At 68.1% G+C, this 22,694-nt stretch carries 21 protein-coding genes; 14 read left to right on the top strand and 7 right to left on the bottom strand.

The features are described from left to right. The first annotated feature begins 3 nt into the window (after positions 1–3). From lpxA to ACEN9J_RS04275, 9 genes are all read left to right on the top strand, one after another. Positions 4–792, top strand: a complete 789-nt coding sequence (lpxA, locus tag ACEN9J_RS04235) for an acyl-ACP--UDP-N-acetylglucosamine O-acyltransferase (RefSeq protein WP_057591668.1) — start codon at positions 4–6, stop codon at positions 790–792. A gap of 10 nt (positions 793–802) precedes the next feature. Beyond that, complete coding sequence (gene lpxB / locus ACEN9J_RS04240; RefSeq protein ID WP_413763415.1) at positions 803–1,951, top strand: lipid-A-disaccharide synthase; 1,149 nt, start codon at positions 803–805, stop codon at positions 1,949–1,951. After that, positions 1,923–2,639 carry a ribonuclease HII gene (gene rnhB, locus ACEN9J_RS04245; RefSeq protein WP_261210687.1) on the top strand — a complete coding sequence of 239 codons (717 nt, stop codon included), beginning with the start codon at positions 1,923–1,925 and terminating at the stop codon, positions 2,637–2,639. The genes lpxB and rnhB overlap by 29 nt, the downstream gene beginning before the upstream one ends. Positions 2,640–2,643: 4 nt before the next feature. Continuing rightward, a complete protein-coding gene (locus ACEN9J_RS04250; protein WP_057591669.1) occupies positions 2,644–3,429 on the top strand; it encodes a TrmH family RNA methyltransferase in 786 nt (261 codons plus the stop codon). A 232-nt stretch (positions 3,430–3,661) separates the two neighbouring features. Next, on the top strand, positions 3,662–4,855 hold the full coding sequence (gene carA, locus ACEN9J_RS04255) for a glutamine-hydrolyzing carbamoyl-phosphate synthase small subunit (RefSeq protein WP_057591670.1): 1,194 nt from the start codon (positions 3,662–3,664) through the stop codon (positions 4,853–4,855). Then, positions 4,848–8,096 carry a carbamoyl-phosphate synthase large subunit gene (gene carB, locus ACEN9J_RS04260; protein WP_057591671.1) on the top strand — a complete coding sequence of 1,083 codons (3,249 nt, stop codon included), beginning with the start codon at positions 4,848–4,850 and terminating at the stop codon, positions 8,094–8,096. The genes carA and carB overlap by 8 nt, the downstream gene beginning before the upstream one ends. Positions 8,097–8,104: 8 nt before the next feature. Then, entirely contained in the window at positions 8,105–8,974 is an 870-nt protein-coding gene (locus ACEN9J_RS04265; protein ID WP_413763416.1) for a Kdo hydroxylase family protein, read from the top strand. Positions 8,975–9,038: 64 nt separating this feature from the next. Beyond that, a complete protein-coding gene (gene greA, locus ACEN9J_RS04270; RefSeq protein WP_057591673.1) occupies positions 9,039–9,518 on the top strand; it encodes a transcription elongation factor GreA in 480 nt (159 codons plus the stop codon). 11 nt (positions 9,519–9,529) lie between these two features. Next, positions 9,530–9,949, top strand: a complete 420-nt coding sequence (locus ACEN9J_RS04275; protein WP_057591674.1) for a DUF4149 domain-containing protein — start codon at positions 9,530–9,532, stop codon at positions 9,947–9,949. A gap of 14 nt (positions 9,950–9,963) precedes the next feature. Here ACEN9J_RS04275 and ACEN9J_RS04280 read toward each other — a convergent pair whose 3' ends face one another. Both ACEN9J_RS04280 and ACEN9J_RS04285 read right to left on the bottom strand, forming a co-directional pair. After that, complete coding sequence (locus ACEN9J_RS04280) at positions 9,964–10,683, bottom strand: hypothetical protein (RefSeq protein WP_057591675.1); 720 nt, start codon at positions 10,681–10,683, stop codon at positions 9,964–9,966. Between the two features lie 41 nt (positions 10,684–10,724). Continuing rightward, positions 10,725–11,204: a YhbY family RNA-binding protein gene (locus tag ACEN9J_RS04285; protein ID WP_057591676.1), complete on the bottom strand. Its 480-nt coding sequence runs from the start codon at positions 11,202–11,204 to the stop codon at positions 10,725–10,727. A gap of 87 nt (positions 11,205–11,291) precedes the next feature. On the opposite strand from ACEN9J_RS04285, the gene ACEN9J_RS04290 reads away from it, so the two are divergent. The 5 genes from ACEN9J_RS04290 to ACEN9J_RS04310 all read left to right on the top strand — a co-directional run bounded on the left by ACEN9J_RS04290 (position 11,292) and on the right by ACEN9J_RS04310 (position 16,853). Continuing rightward, positions 11,292–11,954: an RlmE family RNA methyltransferase gene (locus tag ACEN9J_RS04290; protein WP_057591677.1), complete on the top strand. Its 663-nt coding sequence runs from the start codon at positions 11,292–11,294 to the stop codon at positions 11,952–11,954. Positions 11,955–12,114: 160 nt separating this feature from the next. Beyond that, positions 12,115–14,037: an ATP-dependent zinc metalloprotease FtsH gene (gene ftsH, locus ACEN9J_RS04295; protein WP_057591678.1), complete on the top strand. Its 1,923-nt coding sequence runs from the start codon at positions 12,115–12,117 to the stop codon at positions 14,035–14,037. Between the two features lie 86 nt (positions 14,038–14,123). Then, on the top strand, positions 14,124–14,960 hold the full coding sequence (gene folP, locus ACEN9J_RS04300) for a dihydropteroate synthase (protein WP_413763417.1): 837 nt from the start codon (positions 14,124–14,126) through the stop codon (positions 14,958–14,960). A 76-nt stretch (positions 14,961–15,036) separates the two neighbouring features. Further along, positions 15,037–16,374 (top strand): phosphoglucosamine mutase, encoded by a 1,338-nt coding sequence (gene glmM, locus ACEN9J_RS04305; protein ID WP_413763418.1) that lies wholly within the window; start codon positions 15,037–15,039, stop codon positions 16,372–16,374. Further along, complete coding sequence (locus ACEN9J_RS04310) at positions 16,371–16,853, top strand: GNAT family N-acetyltransferase (protein ID WP_057596362.1); 483 nt, start codon at positions 16,371–16,373, stop codon at positions 16,851–16,853. Before glmM ends, ACEN9J_RS04310 begins: the two co-directional genes overlap by 4 nt. Positions 16,854–16,922: 69 nt before the next feature. On the opposite strand, the gene ACEN9J_RS04315 is transcribed toward ACEN9J_RS04310, so the two are convergent. The 5 genes from ACEN9J_RS04315 to ACEN9J_RS04335 form a co-directional block, all read right to left on the bottom strand. Next, positions 16,923–18,194: an acyl-CoA dehydrogenase family protein gene (locus ACEN9J_RS04315; protein ID WP_057596363.1), complete on the bottom strand. Its 1,272-nt coding sequence runs from the start codon at positions 18,192–18,194 to the stop codon at positions 16,923–16,925. Positions 18,195–18,366: 172 nt separating this feature from the next. Beyond that, positions 18,367–19,455, bottom strand: a complete 1,089-nt coding sequence (locus tag ACEN9J_RS04320) for a phosphotransferase (protein ID WP_057596364.1) — start codon at positions 19,453–19,455, stop codon at positions 18,367–18,369. Between the two features lies 1 nt (position 19,456). Next, positions 19,457–20,176: a Crp/Fnr family transcriptional regulator gene (locus ACEN9J_RS04325; RefSeq protein WP_057596365.1), complete on the bottom strand. Its 720-nt coding sequence runs from the start codon at positions 20,174–20,176 to the stop codon at positions 19,457–19,459. Positions 20,177–20,253: 77 nt separating this feature from the next. Continuing rightward, complete coding sequence (locus ACEN9J_RS04330) at positions 20,254–21,033, bottom strand: oxepin-CoA hydrolase, alternative type (protein WP_057596382.1); 780 nt, start codon at positions 21,031–21,033, stop codon at positions 20,254–20,256. Between the two features lie 8 nt (positions 21,034–21,041). Then, on the bottom strand, positions 21,042–22,562 hold the full coding sequence (locus ACEN9J_RS04335) for a 3-hydroxyacyl-CoA dehydrogenase (RefSeq protein WP_296728181.1): 1,521 nt from the start codon (positions 22,560–22,562) through the stop codon (positions 21,042–21,044). Positions 22,563–22,694 lie beyond the last annotated feature (132 nt).

Below are 22,694 nucleotides of genomic sequence, written 5' to 3' on the forward strand. Positions count from 1 at the left end.
CGCATGACGCAGGTTCATCCGACGGCCATCGTCGATCCCAAGGCCGAACTCGATCCGTCGGTCGCGGTCGGTCCCTATACCGTGATCGGTCCGCATGTGCGTATCGGTGCGGGAACGGTCATCGGCTCGCATTGCGTGATCGAGGGTCACACGACCCTCGGCCGCGACAATCGCATCTTCCAGTTCTCCTCGCTGGGTGCGGTACCGCAGGACAAGAAGCACGCGGGCGAACCGACCGAGCTCACGATCGGCGACCGCAACACGGTGCGCGAGTTCTGCACCTTCAATGTCGGCACTGTGCAGGATGCGGGCGTCACCCGTATCGGCGACGACAACTGGATCATGGCCTACGTGCACATCGCGCACGACTGCCAGCTCGGCAACCAGATCACCATGGCCAACAACACCACGCTGGCCGGCCATGTGCATATCGGCGACTGGGTCACCGTCGGCGGGCTGGTGGGCATCCTCCAGCGGATGCGCATCGGCGCGCACGCGATGATCGGCTTCGGCACCCATGTCGCGATGGACGTGCCACCCTACATGGTGGTCGACGGCACCCCGCTCGCGGTGCGCGGCGTGAACCTGGTCGGCCTGCGCCGGCGCGATTTCTCGGCTGGGCGCATCGCGGCCATCCGCGACATGCACAAGCTGCTGTACCGCCAGGGCAAGACGCTCGAGGAGGCGCGCGCCGGCATCGCCGCGCTGGCTGCCGAAACGCCCGATGCCGCGGCCGACGTGGCGTTGATGGACGGCTTCCTCGCCACTTCCACGCGCGGCATCGCGCGCTGAGCGTCCAGCGATGACATCCAACGGGCAGCGACGCTTCGCGCTGGTCGCCGGCGAAGCATCCGGCGATCTGCTGGCCGGGTTGTTGCTCGACGGCCTCACCGCGCGCTGGCCCGATCTGCAGACCGCCGGCATCGGCGGCCCGCGCATGCTGGCGCACGGTTTCGAAAGCTGGTGGCCGCAGGAAAAGCTCGCGGTGCGCGGCTACATCGAAGTGTTGCGCCACTACGCCGAGATCGCGGGCATCCGGCGCCAGCTCAAGGCGCGGCTGCTGCGCGAATGGCCCGAGCTCTTCATCGGCGTCGACGCGCCCGATTTCAACCTCGACCTCGAGGCCGGCCTGCGCGGTCGCGGCATGAAGACGGTGCACTTCGTCTGCCCGTCGATCTGGGCCTGGCGGCCCGAGCGCATCGAGAAGATCCGCGCCGCGGCCGACCACGTGCTGTGCATCTTCCCGTTCGAGCCCGAGCTGCTGGCCTCGCAGGGCGTGCAGGCGAGCTACGTCGGGCATCCGCTGGCCAACGTGATTCCCATGACGGTCGACCGCGGGGCGGTGCGCGCCTCGCTGGGCCTCGCGCCTGACGCGCAGGTGGTGGCGCTGCTGCCGGGCAGCCGGCGCTCCGAGGTCCGCTACCTGGCGGCCCGTTTCTTCGAGGCCGCCGCGTTGATGCGCAAGGCGCGGCCCGCGCTGCGCTTCGTGGCGCCGATCCTGCCGGGCCTGCGCGCCGAGGTCGAGACGCTGCTGAAGGCCAGCGGCCTGGGCGACGCGGTGATGCTGCTCGACGGCCAGTCGCATGCCGCGCTGTCCGCCTGCGACGTCACGCTGATCGCCAGCGGCACCGCCACGCTCGAGGCGGCGCTGTTCAAGCGGCCGATGGTCATCGCCTACAACATGAACAGCCTCTCGTGGCGGATGATGCAGCGCAAGCAGCTCCAGCCCTGGGTCGGGCTGCCCAACATCCTGTGCCGCGACTTCGTGGTGCCCGAATTGCTGCAGGAAGCCGCATCGCCCGAGGCGCTGGCCCAGGCCACGCTCGAATGGCTCGACGCGCCCGAGCGGGTGCGCGCGCTCGAGGCGCGTTTTGCCGAACTCCACGTGCAACTGCAGCGCGATACGCCGACACTGTGCGCCGATGCGATCCAGAAAGTTCTTGAAGGCTGAGCAGGCACCCCTGGCCTGGGACGCGCCCGGCCTGCTGGCGGGCGTGGACGAAGCGGGACGCGGTCCGCTGGCCGGGCCGGTGGTGGCCGCGGCCGTGATCCTCGACGACGAGCGCCCGATCCGCGGCCTGGCCGACTCCAAGACCCTGACCGCGCTGCAGCGCGAGCGCCTGCACGACCAGATCATGGCCAAGGCGCTGTGCTGCTCGATCGCGCAGGCCAGCGTGGAGGAAATCGACACCCACAACATCCTGCAGGCGACCATGCTCGCGATGCGCCGCGCGGTCGAGGGCCTGCGCCTGAAGCCGGCCAAGGTGCTGGTGGACGGCAACCGGCTGCCCCAGCTCGACGTGCTGGCCGAGGCCATCGTCAAAGGCGATGCACGGGTGAAGGCGATCTCGGCCGCATCGATCCTGGCCAAGGTGCACCGCGACCGGCTCTGCGAGCAGCTGCACCAGGAGTTTCCGCACTACGGCTTCGCGGGCCACAAGGGCTACGGCACGCCCGAGCATCTCGAGGCCTTGCTGCAGCACGGCGCCTGCGTGCACCACCGGCGCTCGTTCAGCCCGGTGGCGGCCGCGCTGGCGCGCATGGCGCCTGCCGTGCCGGTCGTCCAGGTCGAATCGCCGCTGCCCGCTGTGTCGGTGCAGACCCAGGTCGTGGCGATCGAACTTCGTCCGGCGCCCTGATCCGATGACCACGCCCGCCGGCCCGAGCCGCATCAGCTCGCGCGACAACCCATTGCTCAAGGACCTGCGCAAGCTGGCGCAGGACCCGGGCGCCTACCGCAAGCTGGGCCGCATCTGGCTCGAGGGTGACCACCTGTGCCGCGCCGCGCTGGCGCGTGGCGTGACGCCGTCGGTGGCCGTGTTCTCGCTGTCGTTCTGGCCGCAGGCGCCCGCCGAATGGTCGCGCGATGCCGCCAAGACCGTGGTCGTCGACGACGAACTGCTGAAGGCGGCGAGCGGGCTGGAATCGCCGGCGCCGATGGGCTTCCTGCTCGAGCTGCCCGAGCGGCCCGCGGTGCTGCCCGAGGCACCCACCGTGGTCCTCGACCGGTTGCAGGACGCCGGCAATGTCGGCTCGGTGCTGCGCAGCGCCGCCGCCTTCGGCTTCCAGCAGGTGATCGCGCTCAAGGGCACGGCGGCGCTCTGGTCGCCCAAGGTGCTGCGCGCGGGCATGGGCGCCCATTTCGGCCTGCGGCTGATCGAGGGTGTCGATGCCGAGGCGCTCGCGGCACTGGCGGTGCCGCTGGTCGCCACCAGCTCGCACCGCGGCGACTGGCTGCACGCGGCGAAGCTGCCGCATCCCTGTGCCTGGCTGCTGGGCCACGAAGGGCAGGGCGTGTCGGCCGCGCTCGAGGCGCTGGCCACGCACCACATCCGCATCGCGCAGCCCGGCGGCGAGGAATCGCTCAACGTGGCCGCGGCCGCCGCCATCTGCCTGCATGCCAGTGGCGCGTCGGCCCTCAAAGGATAAGAAACATTCTCAGTTGCCCGCCGGGTTCATGCCATTGACGCATGGCTGGTGTACGCGCTAGCGAATCTTCATGCCCCGCGAGGCGAGAGGCCGCGGCCGCCGGGCTACAATCGGGGGCTTACTCGCAAATCAGCGTCGCCCGGCCGCATTCCACGCCATCTTCCCCTTAAGCAGCAGTCCCAAGGCTTCGAAGCCCGGGACGCCGGGCGACCGTAACCATCCGGAGAACCCAGTGCTTTTGTCTCTCAAGGGAAGTTTCCCGCCCGCCATCCTGGCGCTCGCAGACGGCACGGTCTTTCAAGGCAACTCGATCGGAGCCACGGGCTCCACCGTCGGCGAAGTGGTGTTCAACACCGCGATGACCGGCTACCAGGAAATCCTCACCGACCCGAGCTACTGCCAGCAGATCGTGACGCTCACGTATCCGCACATCGGCAACTACGGCGTCAATCCCGAGGACATCGAGGCCGACAAGATCCATGCCGCGGGCCTCATCATCCGTGACCTGCCGCAGATCGCCTCCAACTTCCGCCATACCGCGACGCTGTCGCAGTACCTGGTGGAGGGCAAGACCGTCGCCATCGCCAACATCGACACCCGCAAGCTGACCCGCCACCTGCGCACGCATGGCGCGCAGAACGGCTGCATCCTGGGACTGGCCGAAGGGGAAGCGGTCACCCAGGCGCTGATCGACAAGGCGATCGCCGCCGCCAAGGCCGCGCCGAGCATGGCCGGCCTCGACCTGGCGAAGGTCGTGTCGGTCAAGCAGACCTACGAGTGGACCGAGACCGAGTGGAAGCTGGGGTCGGGCTATGGCGTGCAGATCACGCCGCGCTTCCACGTCGTGGCCTTCGACTACGGCGTCAAGAAGAACATCCTGCGCATGATCGCCCAGCGCGGCGCGCGCATCACCGTGGTGCCGGCCCAGACGCCCGCGGCCGACGTGCTCAAGCTCAAGCCCGACGGCATCTTCCTGGCCAACGGCCCCGGCGACCCGGAGCCCTGCGACTACGCGATCAGCGCCGTCAAGGAACTGATCGAGACCGGCATCCCGACCTTCGGCATCTGCCTGGGCCATCAGATCATGGCGCTGGCCTCGGGCGCGAAGACCTTCAAGATGAAGTTCGGCCACCATGGCGCGAACCATCCGGTCAAGGACCTCGACAGCGGCCGCGTCAGCATCACGAGCCAGAACCACGGTTTCGCGGTCGACGAGAAGTCGCTGCCGGCGAACCTGCGTCCCACCCACGTGAGCCTGTTCGACAACACGCTGCAGGGCCTGGCGCGCACCGACAAGCCCGCGTTCTGCTTCCAGGGCCACCCCGAAGCCTCGCCCGGCCCGCACGACATCGGCTACCTGTTCGATCGCTTCACGGCACTCATGGAAAAGAACAAGACGGAAAAGACGGAGAAAGAGAATGCCTAAGCGCACAGACCTCAAATCGATCCTCATCATCGGCGCCGGCCCGATCATCATCGGCCAGGCCTGCGAGTTCGACTACTCCGGCGTGCAGGCCTGCAAGGCGCTGCGCGAGGAGGGCTACAAGGTCATCCTGATCAACAGCAATCCCGCGACGATCATGACCGACCCGGCCACGGCCGACGTCACCTACATCGAGCCGATCACCTGGCAGACGGTCGAGAAGATCATCGCCAAGGAGCGTCCCGACGCGATCCTGCCGACCATGGGCGGCCAGACCGCGCTGAACTGCGCGCTCGACCTCTGGCGCAACGGCGTGCTCGACAAGTACCAGGGCGCGGCCACCGGCAAGCCGGTCGAGCTGATCGGCGCCACGCCCGAGGCCATCGACAAGGCCGAGGACCGCCTGAAGTTCAAGGACGCGATGACCAAGATCGGCCTGGGCTCGGCGCGCTCGGGCATCGCGCACTCGATGGACGAGGCCTGGGCGGTGCAGAAGAGCGTGGGCTTCCCGACCGTGATCCGCCCGAGCTTCACGCTCGGCGGCACCGGCGGCGGCATCGCCTACAACTCGGAGGAGTTCGAGACCATCTGCAAGCGCGGCCTCGAGGCCTCGCCGACCAACGAGCTGCTGATCGAGGAATCGCTGCTCGGCTGGAAGGAATACGAGATGGAGGTCGTGCGCGACAAGGCCGACAACTGCATCATCGTCTGCTCGATCGAGAACCTCGACCCGATGGGCGTGCACACCGGCGACTCGATCACCGTGGCGCCCGCGCAGACGCTGTCGGACAAGGAATACCAGATCCTGCGCAACGCCTCGCTGGCCGTGCTGCGCGAGATCGGCGTCGACACCGGCGGCTCGAACGTGCAGTTCTCGATCAACCCGAAGGACGGCCGCATGGTCGTGATCGAGATGAACCCGCGCGTGTCGCGTTCGTCGGCGCTGGCCTCCAAGGCCACCGGCTTCCCGATCGCCAAGGTCGCGGCCAAGCTGGCCGTGGGCTACACGCTCGACGAGCTGCGCAACGAGATCACCGGCGGCGCCACGCCGGCCTCGTTCGAGCCCTCGATCGACTACGTGGTCACCAAGATTCCGCGCTTCGCGTTCGAGAAGTTCCCGCAGGCCGATTCGCGCCTCACCACCCAGATGAAGTCGGTGGGCGAGGTGATGGCCATGGGCCGTACCTTCCAGGAATCGTTCCAGAAGGCGCTGCGCGGCCTCGAGGTCGGCGTCGACGGCATGAACGAGAAGACGCAGGACCGCGAAGTGCTCGAGAAGGAGCTCGGCGAGCCCGGCCCCGAGCGCATCTGGTACGTGGGCGATGCCTTCGCCCAGGGCCTGAGCGTGGACGAGGTGTTCGCGCTGACCAAGATCGACCCGTGGTTCCTGGTCCAGATCGAGGAGATCGTGAAGATCGAGCTCGAGCTCGAGACCAAGTCGCTGGCCGACATCGACCGCGACACGCTGCTGGCGCTGAAGAAGAAGGGCTTCTCCGACCGTCGCCTGGCCAAGCAGCTGCGCACCACCGACACCGCGATCCGCGAGAAGCGCCGCGAGCTCGGCGTGCGCCCGGTCTACAAGCGCGTGGACACCTGCGCGGCCGAGTTCTCGACCGACACCGCCTACATGTACTCGACCTATGAGGACGAGTGCGAGGCCGACCCCTCGGACAAGAAGAAGATCATGGTGCTCGGCGGCGGTCCCAACCGCATCGGCCAGGGCATCGAGTTCGACTACTGCTGCGTGCATGCCGCGCTCGCGATGCGCGAGGACGGCTACGAGACCATCATGGTCAACTGCAATCCCGAAACCGTGTCGACCGACTACGACACCTCGGACCGCCTGTACTTCGAGCCGCTGACGCTCGAGGACGTGCTCGAGATCGTCGACAAGGAAAAGCCGGTCGGCGTGATCGTGCAGTACGGCGGCCAGACGCCGCTGAAGCTCGCGCTCGACCTCGAGGCCAACGGCGTGCCGATCATCGGCACCTCGCCCGACATGATCGACGCGGCCGAAGACCGCGAGCGCTTCCAGAAGCTGCTGCACGAACTGCAGCTGCTGCAGCCGCCGAACGCCACCGCGCGCACCGAAGCCGAGGCCCTCGAGAAGGCCGCGGCACTCGGCTATCCGCTGGTGGTGCGTCCGAGCTACGTGCTCGGCGGCCGCGCGATGGAGATCGTGCACGAGCAGCGCGACCTCGAGCGCTACATGCGCGAGGCGGTCAAGGTCAGCAACGACTCGCCGGTGCTGCTCGACCGCTTCCTCAACGACGCCGTCGAATGCGACGTCGATTGCCTGCGCGACGCCGAGGGCCAGACCCTGATCGGCGGCGTGATGGAACATATCGAGCAGGCCGGCGTGCACTCGGGCGACTCCGCCTGCTCGCTGCCGCCGTACAGCCTGTCGGCCGAGACCGTGGCCGAGCTCAAGCGCCAGAGCGCCGCGATGGCCAAGGCGCTGAACGTGGTCGGCCTGATGAACGTGCAGTTCGCGATCCAGCAGAAGGATGGCAAGGACACGATCTACGTGCTCGAGGTCAATCCGCGCGCCTCGCGCACCGTGCCCTACGTCAGCAAGGCCACCGGCATCCAGCTCGCGAAGGTGGCGGCCCGCTGCATGGCGGGCCAGTCGCTCGCGTCGCAGGGCGTGACGAAGGAAGTGACGCCGCCGTACTTCAGCGTGAAGGAAGCCGTGTTCCCGTTCGTCAAGTTCCCGGGCGTGGACACCATCCTCGGCCCCGAGATGAAGTCGACCGGCGAAGTGATGGGCGTGGGCAAGACCTTCGGCGAGGCCTTCGTGAAGTCGCAGCTCGGCGCCGGCACGCACCTGCCGAAGTCGGGCAAGGCCTTCATCTCGGTGAAGAACAACGACAAGACGCGCGCGGTCGAGGTCGCGCGCGGCCTGGCGCAGCTGGGCTTCGTGCTGATCGCGACCAAGGGCACGGCCGCGGCCATCAACGCCGCGGGCATCGAGTGCGCGACGGTGAACAAGGTGACCGAAGGCCGCCCGCACATCGTGGACATGATCAAGAACAACGAGATCGCGCTGGTCATCAACACGGTCGAGGAGCGCCGCAACGCGATCACCGACTCGCGCCAGATCCGCACCTCGGCGCTGCTGGCGCGCGTGACCACCTTCACCACGATCTTCGGCGCCGAAGCCGCGGTCGAGGGCATGCGCTACATGGACGACCTCGACGTGATCTCGGTGCAGGAGATGCACGCGCAGCTGGCCGCGGCCTGAGCCTCGCGATGGAAACGCAGCTCGTCGAACTGGCGCTGGACGACTGGAGCGCGGCCACGCCCAACGAGGCGTGGATCGCCGCGCTCGAGGCCGGCAAGGTGCTGTACTTCCCGCGGCTGGGCTTCGAGCTGCAGCCGCAGGAACGCGCGCTGCTCACGCCCGCGCTGCTGTCGCCCGACGTGCGCAACATCAGCCTCGACGCCAACGGCAGGCTCAAGGGCGCCGTGGGCGACGAGGCGGTGCAGCAACTCGCGGCCGGCATGGTCGGGCGTTTTCGCGCGCAGGCGCAGCAGCTCATCCATGGGCTGCTGCCGCACTACGTGCCCGCGCTGCGGCTCGCGCCCACCAGCTACCGCCCGGCGCAGGTCGAGACGCGCGTGCAGTCGTGGCGCGCCGACGACCGGCGGCTGCACGTCGACGCCTTTCCCTCGCGGCCCAACTACGGCGAGCGCATCCTGCGCGTGTTCACCAACGTCAATCCCGACGGCGCGCCGCGCGTGTGGCGCGTGGGCGAACCCTTCGAGGACATCGCGCGCCGCTTCCTGCCGCGCGCCAAGCCCTATGCGCGCTGGCAGGCCAGGCTGCTGCAGGCGCTGCACGTGACCAAGTCCTTCCGCAGCGAGTACGACCACCTGATGCTGCAGCTGCACGACGGCATGAAGTCGGACCTCGACTACCAGAAGACCTCGCCGCAGGAGAACGCCGAGTTCCCGCCCGGCTCGGTCTGGGTGTGCTTCTCCGACCAGACCTCGCACGCGGTGATGGCCGGGCAGTACATGCTCGAACAGACCCTGCACCTGGACGCGGCGAAGCAATACAATCCCGCTTCGAGCCCGCTCGCCATCCTGAGCCGGCTGACCGGACGACCTCTCGTTTGAGAGCCTTCCCCCATCGACCGCCGAACGGCAGCGTTCGGCGGTTTCGCTTTATGGAGAACGATATATGGCGACAACCATCCCCATCACCAAGCGCGGCGCGGAGAAGCTGCGCGACGAACTGCGCCGCCTCAAGACGGTGGAGCGGCCCGCGATCATCAATGCGATCGCCGAGGCACGGGCCCAGGGCGACATCAGCGAAAACGCCGAGTACGAGGTCGCCAAGGATCGCCAGGGCTTCATCGAGGGCCGCATCATCGAGATCGAGGGCAAGCTGTCGGCCGCGCAGGTGATCGACCCGACCGAGCTCGATGCCGGCGGCAAGGTGGTCTTCGCCTCCACGGTCGAACTCGAGGAAGAGGACAGCGGCGATCCGGTCAAGTACCAGATCGTGGGCGAGGACGAGGCCGACCTGAAGCAAGGCCTGATCAACGTGTCGAGCCCGATCGCGCGCGCGCTGATCGGCAAGGAAGAGGGCGACAGCGTCGAGGTGCAGACGCCCGGCGGCCTCAAGCGCTACGAGATCGTGGCGGTCAGCTACCTCTGAACGGCGCTGCGATGAAGGACCGTGTCGCGCTGATGCTGGCCGCCCTCTGGTGGGGCAGCCTCACGACCATCGGCTTTCTCGTCGTGCCGATGCTGTTCGCGCGGCTCGGCAATCCCTCGGTGGCGGGCAACTTCGCGGCGCAATTGTTCGAGGCCCAGAGCTGGATCGCGCTGCTGTGCGGGCTCATCCTGCTGATCCATTTCCGCGCCAAGGCCGACGACGGCATGACGCCGCCGGTGCTGACGGCCCTGTTCCTGGTGCTGGCCGCCATGCTGCTCGCGCTGCTGCAGCAGTACGCCGTGGCGCCGCGCATCGTGGCGCGCGAGAACCTCAAGCTCTGGCACTCGGTGGGCAGCGGGATGTACCTGGTGCAGTGGCTGTGTGCCAGCGTGCTGCTCTGGCGCATGAGCGGCGGCCAGCGGCCGCGCTGAGGCCCGGAAGGACCTTACTCGGTCCAGTGCTCGGCGACCCAGTGCGCCGGGCGGATGTAGCGAAAGCGTCGGTTGCGCCGGCCGGCCAGCGCATCGGGCGGGTTGACCTCGCCGTGGAACACCATGATCCGCGCGTCCCGCGGCACGAACGGCGCCTTCCAGTAGTTGGAGGGCCAGGCGGGGATGCCGTGGTACTTGAAGCTCGGGCACCAGCCGTCGGGCCAGTAGGCCAGCTTGCCCTGCCTGTGCAGCACGTCGGACAGGTAGGTCTGTTCGTTGCGGTACCGCGCCTGCACCTCGTCGAGATGATCGCGGAAGTAGCCGAGGACGTCGGCATGCGCGCCGAGCTCGAAGCGGTAGACCGAGGAGTTGCCGGTGATGCGGCCGCGCCGCCAGAAGCGGTCGTAGTCGCGGATGATCAGGAAGTCGCCCGGGTGTTCGAAGAAGGCATCGAGGCTGCCGACGATCACCACGTCGAGATCGAGGAAGAGGGCGGTGCCGCGCAGGCCGTGCAGGTCGGCCTCGAAGGTCGTCAGCTTCTTCCAGGCGCCGTCGCGCTGGCCCGGCGCCAGGTGCAGGTTCAGCGGCGGGATCGGCAGGCAGGTGACTTCGGGCCGCACGCCCTGGCCGTCGTCGGTCAGGCAGACGAAGCGGAAATCGCCGCTCAGGTGGCGGCGCACCATGGCATAGAGCCGATTGACGTACTCGGGGCCGTACTTGGTGCCCCATTTCATGCAGAGGATATGGCGCGTGGCGCCCTGTGCTGGCGCCAAGCTCAGTCCGCCTGGTTGCGCTTCTTGGCCGACAGCGGCCGCTTGGCCTTGGCGCGCTTGATCGTGCCGCCGGGCGTGAGGCGCTGGTTGCCGAGCACGCGCAGGGTCTTGATTTCGGGGCGCTGGCCGCCGCGCTTGCTGTACTTGACGATCTTGACGTCGCGCGGGCCGGGCATGCGGTCCTCGTCGACGACGCGTTCCTTCACGGGCTTGGGACGCCACAGCACCAGCAGCTTGCCGATGTGCTGGATCGGGGCGGCATCGAGCTCGTCGGCCAGCTCCTGCAGCATCGCTTCGCGCGCGGCGCGGTCGTCGGAGAAGACGCGCACCTTGATGAGGCCGTGGGCCTTGAGGGCCGCATCGGCCTCCTTCTTCACGGCAGGGGTGAGCCCGTCGCCACCGACCATGACGATCGGATCCAGGTGGTGAGCTTCGGCGCGGTGCACCTTGCGCTCGGCAGGGGTAAGTTGAATGGCGGGCATCCCCGTATTATCGGACGTAGAACAGCACCTCCACGAGCCGACCCGCCGGCCCCCGAAGAAACCGGGTCCCGGCACCCAGGCCAATCCATGAGCACCAAGGCGAAGCCCAAGAAAGTCAACAAGGCGTGGCTGCACGACCACGTCAACGATCCCTACGTGAAACTGGCCACGAAGGAGGGCTACCGCGCCCGCGCGGCCTACAAGCTCAAGGAAATCGACGAGGCGCTGGGCCTCATCAAGCCCGGCCAGCTGGTGGTCGACCTCGGGTCGGCGCCCGGCGCCTGGAGCCAGTACGTGCGCCGGCGCATGTCGCCGGGCGGGGCCGCCACCGGCGCGCTCGAGGGCACCATCGTCGCGATCGACATCCTGCCGATGGAGCCGATCGAGGACGTGAACTTCCTGCAGGGCGACTTCCGCGAGGACAGCGTGCTGGCCCAGCTCACCGAGGCGCTGGGCGGCCGCAAGGCCGACGTGGTGGTCTCGGACATGGCGCCCAACCTCTCGGGCATCGAGTCGGCCGACGCGGCGCGGATCGCCCACCTGATCGAGCTGGCCATCGATTTCTCGCAGCACCACCTCAAGCCCGAGGGGGCATTGGTGGCCAAGCTGTTCCACGGCAGCGGCTACGACCAGCTCGTGAAGCTCTTCAAGGCCCATTTCCGCATCGTGAAGCCGTTCAAGCCCAAGGCCTCGCGCGACCGCTCGGCCGAGACCTTCATGGTCGGGATCGGCCTGAAAACCGGCGTCTGATACGCGTTGATACCGAAAACCGCCCAAACCCTTGTCAGGCTATGGCTGCTTTAGGGAAATCCGAGCTTTTCGCAGCTTGAAAAGCCTAAAATGGGGCGCAACTGCGTACCCAAGCGCGTATTTTCATCTTCCCGTCACGCGCTTTCGACTGGAGCTTCGTTTGAACAATCAGTGGTTTTCCAAAGTTGCCGTCTGGCTTGTCATCGCGATGGTGTTGTTCACTGTGTTCAAGCAGTTCGACACCCGCGGCGCCGCCGGCGCAGGCAATATCGGTTATTCGGACTTCCTCGAGGAAGTCCGCGGCAACCGCATCAAGAGCGCCACGATCCAGGAAGGCCAGGGCGGCAGCGAGATCGTCGCGATCACCAACGACGACCGCAAGATCCGCACGACGGCCACCTACCTCGACCGCGGCCTGGTCGGCGACCTGATCGCCAACAACGTCAAGTTCGACGTCAAGCCGCGCGAGGAGGGCTCCCTGCTCATGACCCTGCTGGTCAGCTGGGGCCCGATGCTGCTGCTGATCGGCGTGTGGGTCTACTTCATGCGACAGATGCAGGGCGGCGGCAAGGGCGGTGCCTTCAGCTTCGGCAAGAGCAAGGCGCGCATGATGGACGAGAACAACAACACCGTCACCTTCGCTGACGTCGCAGGCTGCGACGAGGCCAAGGAAGAGGTGCGCGAAGTCGTCGACTTTCTCAAGGACCCGCAGCGCTTCCAGAAGCTTGGCGGCCGCATTCCGCGCGGCCTGCTGCTGGTCGGCCCGCCCGGCACCGGCAAGACGCTGCTGGCCAAGTCGATCGCCGGCGAAGCCAAGGTCCCGTTCTTCTCGATCTCGGGTTCCGACTTCGTCGAAATGTTCGTCGGCGTGGGCGCGGCCCGCGTGCGCGACATGTTCGAGAACGCCAAGAAGAACGCCCCCTGCATCATCTTCATCGACGAAATCGACGCGGTGGGCCGCCAGCGCGGTGCCGGCCTCGGCGGCGGCAACGACGAGCGCGAGCAGACCCTCAACCAGATGCTGGTCGAGATGGACGGCTTCGAGACCAACCTCGGCGTGATCGTCGTGGCTGCGACCAACCGTCCCGACATCCTCGACGCCGCGCTGCTGCGTCCGGGCCGTTTCGACCGCCAGGTCTACGTCACGCTGCCCGACATCCGCGGCCGCGAACAGATCCTCGGCGTGCACATGCGCAAGGTCCCGCTGGGCCAGGACGTGAACCCGAGCGTGATCGCGCGCGGCACGCCCGGCATGTCGGGTGCCGATCTGGCCAACCTCTGCAACGAAGCCGCCCTGATGGCCGCCCGCCGCAATGCGCGCGTGGTCGAGATGCAGGACTTCGAGAAGGCCAAGGACAAGATCTTCATGGGCCCCGAGCGCAAGAGCATGGTCATGCCCGAGGAAGAGCGCCGCAACACGGCCTACCACGAGTCCGGCCACGCCCTCATCGGCAAGCTGCTGCCCAAGTGCGACCCGGTCCACAAGGTCACGATCATTCCGCGCGGCCGTGCTCTCGGCGTGACCATGAGTCTGCCGGCGCAGGACCGCTACAGCTACGACCGCGAGTACATGCTGAACCAGATCAGCATGCTGTTCGGCGGCCGCATCGCCGAGGAAGTGTTCATGCACCAGATGACCACCGGCGCGAGCAACGACTTCGAACGTGCCACCAACCTGGCGCGCGACATGGTCATGAAGTACGGCATGAGCGATGCGCTCGGCCCGATGGTCTATGCCGAGAACGAAGGCGAAGTGTTCCTGGGCCGCTCGGTCACCAAGACCACCAACATGAGCGAGCAGACCATGGAAAAGGTCGACTCCGAAGTGCGCCGCATCATCGACGACCAGTACGCGCTGGCGCGTCGCCTGATCGAAGAGAACAGCGACAAGATGCACGCCATGGCCAAGGCCTTGCTCGAATGGGAAACCATCGACTCCGAGCAGCTCGACGACATCATGGCCGGCAAGGAGCCGCGCCCGCCCAAGGACTGGACGCCGCGCACGCCCCCCTCGGGCAGCAACGGTGGCGGCAACGGCGGCACGCCGGCCGTGAATCCAGAACCTTCGCCGACCGCCGCCTGAGAAGTGCGTCTGGCATCAAACAGCAACGGGGCCTCAGGCCCCGTTTTCCATGTTCGGGCCGTCACCGCCGCATGACGACGCTCCCCATGTCTTTCTGGCAGACCTCCCGCTTCACGATCGACCTCACGCAGCCGCGCGTGATGGGCATCGTGAACGTCACGCCCGACTCCTTCTCCGACGGCGGCGCCCATGCCTCCACCGCGGCCGCGCTGCGCCACTGCGAGCAACTGCTGGAGGAGGGGGCCGACATCCTCGACATCGGCGGCGAATCCACCCGGCCCGGCAGTCCCGCCGTGCCGCTCGAGGCCGAACTGGCGCGCGTGCTGCCGGTGGTGCGCGAAGCGGTGCGCCTGAACGTCCCGCTCTCCATCGACACCTACAAGCCCGAGGTCATGCGCGCGGTGCTCGACCTCGGCGCGGACATCGTCAACGACATCTGGGCGCTGCGCCAGCCGGGCGCGCGCGAGGTGGTCGCCGCGCATCCCTCGTGCGGCATCTGCCTGATGCACATGCACCGCAATCCCCAGACCATGCAGGCCACGCCGATGGACGGCGAGGTCGTACCGCGGGTGCTGGACTTCTGGCGCGCGCAGCTCGACGCGCTGGGCGCGCTCGGCGTCGCGCCCGCGCGCATCACGCTCGACCCCGGCATCGGCTTCGGCAAGACCGTGGCGCAGAATTTCGCGCTGCTGGCGCGGCAGCGCGAGCTGCTCGGCGCGGGTCATCCGCTGCTGCTGGGCTGGTCGCGCAAATCCTCGATCGGCGCCGTCACGGGTATCGAGCAGGCCGCGCAGCGCGGGGTGCCCAGCGTGGCGGCCGCCGTGCTCGCGGTCGATCATGGCGCTGCCATCGTGCGCGTGCACGATGTACGCGACACGGTCGCAGCGCTCGCGGTCTGGCGCGCGATGAAGGCCGCCGCATAGCCGTCGGATCGCCACGGCAGCCGGGCCAGCTTTCTCCAGAAATATTCCTTCAAACATCCAAAGAAAAGACAAGAACATGACTCGCAAGTACTTCGGCACCGATGGCATCCGTGGCACCGTCGGCCGTTCGCCGATCACCGCCGACTTCGTGTTGCGCCTCGCGCATGCGGTGGGGCGCGTGCTCAAGAAGACCGAGGCCCGGCCCACCGTGCTGATCGGCAAGGACACCCGCATCTCGGGCTACATGCTCGAGTCGGCGCTCGAATCGGGCTTCAACTCGGCCGGCGTCGACGTGGTGCTGCTCGGTCCGTTGCCGACCCCGGGCGTGGCCTACCTCACGCGCGCGCAGCGCGCCAGCCTCGGCGTGGTGATCAGCGCGAGCCACAACGCCTATCCCGACAACGGCATCAAGTTCTTCAGCGCGCAGGGCACCAAGCTCAGCGACGAGTGGGAGCTCGCGGTGGAAGCCGCGCTCGAGGAAGACCCGGTCTGGGCCGAGTCGGCCGGCCTGGGCAAGGCGCGCCGCCTCAACGACGCGGCCGGCCGCTACATCGAGTTCTGCAAGAGCACCTTCTCCAACGACCTCACCCTGCGCGGCCTGAAGCTGGTGGTCGACGCGGCTCATGGCGCGGCCTACCAGGTGGCGCCCGACGTGTTCCACGAGCTGGGTGCCGAGGTGCAGAGCATCGGCTGCACGCCGGACGGCCTCAACATCAACGACGGCTTCGGCGCCACGCATCCCGAAGCCCTGATCGCCGCCGTGACGGCCCAGAAGGCCGACTACGGCATCGCGCTCGATGGCGATGCCGACCGGCTGCAGCTGGTGGACGCCAGCGGCCGCCTCTTCAACGGCGACGAGCTGCTCTACCTGATGGTGGCCGAGCGCATCGCGCGCGGCAGCAAGCCGGCCGGCGTGGTCGGCACGCTGATGACCAACAAGGCGGTCGAGGTGGCGCTGCGTGGACAGGGCATCGAGTTCGTGCGTGCCAAGGTCGGCGACCGCTACGTGCTCGAGGAACTCGAGAAGCACGGCTGGCTGCTGGGCGGCGAGGGCTCGGGCCATCTGCTGGCGCTCGATTGCCACACCACCGGCGACGGCATCGTGAGCGCGCTGCAGGTGCTGCAGGCCTGCGTGCGCAGCGGCAAGAGCGTGGCGCAGCTGCTCGAGGGCATGACGCTGTTCCCGCAGACGCTGATCAACGTGCGCCTTTCGCCCGGCCAGAACTGGAAGGACAACGCGGCCCTGGCCAGCGAAACGAAGCGCATCGAGGCCGAGCTCGGCGACGCCGGCCGCGTGCTGATCCGTGCCAGCGGCACCGAGCCGCTGCTGCGCGTGATGGTCGAGGCGCGCGATGCGCAGGTGGCCGAGGCCAGCGCCAGGCGCCTCGTGGCCACGGTGGAAGGTGCGAAGTGACGATCGAGGTCGTGCTCGCCGACTATCGCGACTCCGCGCAGGCCGCGGCGCTGGTCGAGCTGCTCGATGGCTATGCGCGCGATCCGGCCGGCGGTGGCACGCCCCTGAGCGCGCAGGTGCGTGCCGAACTGCCGGCCGCGCTCGCGGCCCGGCCGCAGGCCTTCAGCGTGCTTGCCTACGACAACGGCCAACCGGTCGGACTGATCAACTGCGTGGAAGGTTTCTCGACCTTCGCCTGCCGTCCGCTGGTGAACGTGCACGACGTGGTCGTGGCGCCCAGCCACCGCGGCCAGCGGCTCGCGCAGCGCATGCTCGAGCGCGTGGAGCAGGAGGCCCGCGCACGCGGTGCCTGCAAGCTCACGCTCGAGGTGCTGTCGGGCAACGTGTCCGCGCGCAAAGCCTACGAACGCGAAGGTTTCGCCGACTACCAGCTCGACCCGGCCTTCGGCAGCGCGATGTTCATGCAGAAGAAGCTCTGAGCCTTCATCGCGGGCGGCAGAAAAAAAGGGCGCGAAGATCGCGCCCTTTTCTTTTGGGAAAGCGCTCGCTCAGAAGCGCGTGACCGGCATCTCGGCCTCGGCCTTGCCCGGTGCGTACTTGCCCAGTTCCCACTTGGCGATCGCGTTGCGGTGCACTTCGTCCGGACCGTCGGCGAAGCGAAGCGTGCGCGCGCCGGCATAGGCGTAGGCGAGCGGGAAGTCGTCGCACATGCCGCCGCCGCCATGCACCTGCATGGCCCAGTCGATCACCTGGCAGGCCATCGAAGGCGCCACCACCTTGATCATCGCGATCTCGTTCTTCGCGACCTTGTTGCCGGCCACGTCCATGAGCCAGGCGGCCTTGAGCGTGAGCAGGCGGGCCATGTCGATCTTGCAGCGCGCCTCGGCGATGCGTTCCTGCGTCACGGTCTGCGAAGCCACGGTCTTGCCGAAGGCGACGCGCGACGAGGCGCGGCGGCACATCAGCTCGAGCGCGCGCTCGGCCAGGCCGATCAGGCGCATGCAGTGGTGGATGCGTCCGGGGCCGAGGCGGCCCTGGGCGATCTCGAAGCCGCGGCCTTCGCCGAGCAGGATGTTGTCGACCGGCACGCGCACGTTCTCGAAGTACATCTCGACGTGGCCGTGCGGCGCGTCGTCGTAACCCATCACGTTGAGCGGGCGCACGATGCGGATGCCCTTGGCGTCGGCCGGCACGATCACCATGCTCTGCTGCGAGTGCTTGGGCGCCTCGGGATCGCTCTTGCCCATGGTGATGAACACGGCGCAGCGCGGATCGGCGGCGCCCGAGATCCACCACTTGTGGCCGTTGATGACGTACTCGTCGCCTTCGCGCGTGATGCGCGTCGAGATGTTGGTCGCGTCGCTCGAGGCCACGTCGGGCTCGGTCATCGCGAAGGCCGAGCGGATCTGGCCTTCGAGCAGCGGCTTGAGCCAGCGTGCCTTGATGGCCTCGGAGCCGTAGCGCGCGATGGTCTCCATGTTGCCGGTGTCGGGCGCCGAGCAGTTGAAGGCTTCCGAAGCCCATGGCACACGGCCCATGATCTCGGCCAGCGGCGCGTATTCCTGGTTGGTGAGGCCGGCGCCGTCATAGCCCGAGGCGGCCGCGCTGTCGACCGGCAGGAACAGGTTCCACAGGCCCTGGGCCTTGGCTTTGTCCTTGAGCTTCTCGACCGTCTTGAGCGCGGTCCAGCGCTTGCCGGCCGCCGTGTTGGCCGCGAGCTCGGCGGCGTATTCGGCTTCGGCGGGATAGATGTGCTCGTCCATGAACGCGCTGACGCGCTTCTGGAGGTCTTTGGTCTTGGCCGAGTATTCGAAATCCATGGGGGTCTCCGTTGGGGGTGAAGGGCGGGCGGCTCGGGTGGTGCCTAGCCGCCGGTACGGCCGTGTGCGCACAGGGTGCGTTGTGCGTTTCGTGAGCGCACGAGCGGGCCGGGCCTCCCCCGCGAGGGGCGGCGGATCACATGCCGGAGGGCGACGTGAAAGGCCGGGAGGCTCATGCTCGCTGCGCGAATTGCCAGGCCATTTCGGCCATGGGACGGGCACCGCGGCCCGAGGCCACGGCTTGCTCGCTCGATGCGGTGCCGGCCTCGACCCGCTTGGCAATGCCTTGCAGGATCGCGGCCATGCGGAACAGGTTGTAGGCCTGGTAGAAATTCCAGTCGGGCGCCAGCGCCTCGGGCGTGGTGAGGCCGGTGCGCTCGCAGTACTTGCGGATGTATTCGCTCTCGGTCGGGATGCCCAGGCTCGCGTGGTCGAGGCCTGCGATGCCGCGGAAGGTCGCGCCCGAGATGTGCCAGGACATGCAGTGGTAGCTGAAGTCGGCCAGCGGATGGCCCAGCGTCGACAGCTCCCAGTCGAGCACCGCGATCGCGCGCGGCTCGGTGGCGTGGAACATCAGGTTGTCGAGCCGGAAGTCGCCGTGCACGATCGAGGTCATGTTCTCGTCGCGCGCGCTCGCGGGCATGTGCGCCGGCAGCCATTCCATGAGCTTGTCCATCTCGGGAATGGGCTGCGTGATCGAGGCCACGTACTGCTTGCTCCAGCGGCCGATCTGGCGCTCGAAGTAGTTGCCGGGCTTGCCGTAGTCGGCGAGGCCGCGCTCGGCGTACTTCACCGTGTGCAGCGCCGCGATCACGCGGTTCATCTCGTCGTAGATGGCGCTGCGCTCGGCATTGCTCATGTTCGGCAGCGACTGGTCCCAGAGCACGCGGCCCTGCATGAACTCCATCACGTAGAAGGCGCGGCCGATCACGGCCTCGTCCTCGCACAGGCAGTGCATGCGCGGCACGGGCACGTCGGTGCCGGCCAGGCCGCTCATCACCTTGAACTCGCGCTCCACCGCATGCGCGGAGGGCAGCAGCTTGGCGACCGGGCCGGGCTTGGCGCGCATCACGTAGCTCTGCGTGGGCGTGACCAGCTTGTAGGTCGGGTTGGACTGGCCGCCCTTGAACATCTCGACCGTGAGCGGGCCCTTGAAGCCCTCGAGGTTCTTCTCGAGCCAGGCCGACAGCGCGTCGACGTCGAATGCGTGCTGCTGCGACACCGCGCGGGTGCCGACGAAGTTCGAAAAATCCTGGCTCATGCTATCGATCCGATTCCGAGACGCGCATCAGCGCCGCGCGATCGAGCACCACCAGGCCGGCCGGCTCGATGCGGATGATGTCCTCGCGTTCCATGGTCTTGAGTTCCTGATTCACGCGCTGGCGCGAGGCGCCCAGCAGCTGCGCGAGTTCTTCCTGCGCGAGCTGCAGGCCGATGCGCATCTGGCTGCCGTCGTCCAGGTTGGGCACGCCGTAGCTGCGCACCAGGTGGATGAGCTGCTTGGCGAGCCGCGCGCGCAGCGGCAAGGTGTTGAGGTCTTCCACCAGCCCGAACAGCGTGCGGATGCGCCGTGCCTGCAGGCGCATCAGCGCCTCGTAGAGCTCGACGTGCGCGGCCAGGATCTTCTGGAAGTCGGCGCGCGCCACGCACAGGATGGTGCTGTCGCCATGCGCATAGGCATCGTGCGTGCGCCGGTCCCCGTCGAACATCGCCACGTCGCCGAACCAGATGCCCGGCTCCACGTAGGTCAGCGTCACCTGCTTGCCCGAGACGGCCGTGGAGCTCACGCGCACCGCGCCCTTGGCACAGGCGATCCAGTGCTCGGGCGGATCGCCGCGCGCGGCGATCAGGTCGCCGTCCTTGTACCGTCTGACGAATGCGCATCGGAGGATGTCGTGCCTGAGCGAAGGGGAGAGGGAAGAAAACCAGCGACCGCTGTTGATCGCTTCACGTTCTTCGATGGTAAGAATGGGGTCGTCCATGGTCTGTCCTGTCGGCGACTGAAAGGCGTAGGGTTGTCACGGGAGCGACGCGGAGCGCCACTGCCCGTCACGCGTACTCACTCGTACTGGGGCTTCTTCTTCTCGAGGAAAGCGGCGATGCCGATGCCGGCATTGGCGTGGTGCAGGTTGCGCACGAAGTGGTCGCGCTCCTGGCTCAGCTGCGACGAGAGCGTGGCGCCGCGGCCTTCGCTCAGCAGCTCCTTGATGCTCGCGAGCGAGTTGGGCGCGCGCTCGTTGAGCTTGGCGGCCAGCGCGAGCGCACCGGCCAGGGCCTGGCCCGGATCGCTCAACGTGTTCACCAGGCCCAGCGCATGCAGCCGCTCGGCGCCGATGCGTTCGCCGTTCATCAGCCATTCGCTCGCGAGCTGGCGCGGCAGCATCTGCGCGAGATGCCAGCTCAGGCCGCCGTCGGGCGACAGCGCGACGTTGCTGTACGAGGCGGCGAACACCGCGTCGCGCGCGGCCACTACGAAGTCGCAGGCCAGCGCGAGCGAGAAGCCCGCGCCCGCGGCCGGGCCCTCGACGGCCGCGATCACCGGCTTCGGAAAGGTGCGGATCGAGTCGATCCAGTTGTGCAGCCCCTCGATGCTCTCGGCCTGCACCGAGCGCTCGCGCTGCCGGTTGGCCTGCAGCCGTTGCAGCGAGCCGCCGGCGCAGAACCACGGGCCTTCGCCCACGATGACCACGCTGCGGATCTCGCTGCTGTTCTCGGCGCCGTTGAGCGCCTCGATGCCGGCGGCATAGATCTCGGGGCCGAGCGCGTTGCGCTGGCTGGGATTGGCGATCGTCAGCACCATGGTGCGACCTTCGCTCGTGCTCTTGAGTTCGGCGGTCATGTCGCGGCTCACTCTTCCTCGTGCAGCAGGCTCAGGCCCAGCGCGCCGCGGCGGCGCAGCCACGGGCTCGGGCGATAGCGCGGATCGCCGTAGACGGTCTGCATGTTGAACAGCACCTCGAGCATGTTGGTCGGACCGTAGAGGTTGCCCATGGCCAGCGGGCCGCGCGGATAGCCGAGGCCCAGCTGCACCGCGGTCTCGAGGTCGCCCGGCGTGCACACGCGCTGCTGGCACATGTCGGCCGCGATGTTGACGATGGTGCCGATCACGCGCTGCGTGACGAAGCCGCCGCTGTCGCGGATCACGCTCACGGCCTTGCCGTCGCGCGCGAAGAGGGCGTGGGCTGCGTCGCGCATGTCGCGCCGCGTGGCGGGGTTGGTGGCGAGCACACGGCGCTTGCTGGCCGCGTCGTCGATCAGCATGTCGATGCCGACCGTGCGCGTGGCATCGAGGCGGTCGACGGCCGCGACGGTGGTGACATCGAAGCCCAGCGGCGCGACCAGGATCAGCGATTGCGGCGAGGCCGTGGCGCCGCTGTCGATCTGCGCGCCCAGCGTGTTGACCAGGCGCAGCAGCTCGGCGCGGCGCGCGGCGCGTGGCGAGACCCACACGGCGGGCAGGGTGTCGAGCTTCGGCGCCGGTGCCTCGGGCGCTTGCTGCATCGCGCCGTCCTCGTAGCGGTAGAAGCCTTCGCCGGTCTTGCGCCCCAGCGCGCCGGCCGCGAGGCGCTGCGCGGTGATCACGCTCGGGCGGTAGCGCGGCTCGTCGTAGTACTGGCGGTAGATCGACTCCATCACCGGGTGCGAGACGTCGAGCGCGGTCAGGTCCAGCAGCTCGAAGGGGCCGAGACGGAAGCCCGCCTGCTCGCGCAGGATGCGGTCGACGGTCACGAAGTCGGTCACGCCTTCGCCCACGATGCGCAGTGCCTCGGTGCCGTAGCCGCGGCCGGCGTGGTTGACGATGAAGCCGGGCGTGTCCTGCGCCTGCACCGCGCTGTGGCCCATCTGCGCGGCATAGCCCGCGAGCCGGGTGCAGACCTCGGGCGCGGTCTTGAAGCCGGCCACCACCTCGACCACCTTCATCAGCGGCACCGGGTTGAAGAAGTGGAAGCCCGCGAAGCGCTCGGGGTGCTTGAGGCCGGCCGCGATCGCGGTCACCGAGAGCGAGGAAGTGTTGGTGGCCAGCGTCGCATCGGGCGCGACGATGGCTTCGAGCTCGGCGAACAGCTTGCGCTTGACCTCGAGGTTCTCGACCACGGCCTCGATCACGAGGTCGCAGCCGGCCAGCGCCTGCGCCGAATCGGCGATCTTCACGCGCGCGATCTGGGCATCGCGCGTGGCCTCGTCGATGCGGCCCTTCTCGTGCAGCTTGTTCCATTGGGCGACGATGGCATCGCGCCCGCGTGCCGCGGCGCCCTCGAAGCTGTCGAGCAGCAGCACCTCGCTGCCGGCCTGGGCCGCGATCTGGGCGATGCCGCGCCCCATGGCACCGGCGCCGACGACGCCGATCCGGGTGTAGTTCACTGTCATGTGTGGCTGGGGTTTTTCAAAGGTTGAGAGGTATCGGGCGAGCCGTCCGCGCGCGTGCGCACGCCGTCCGCTGCAGCAGCGATTTTGCAGTCTGGCGGGAGAAGGGTTTCCCCGGTGTTTCTCGGGGAGGCC

This window comes from Variovorax sp. Varisp41 (assembly GCF_047325085.1).
Classification (GTDB): Bacteria; Pseudomonadota; Gammaproteobacteria; order Burkholderiales; family Burkholderiaceae_C; genus Variovorax.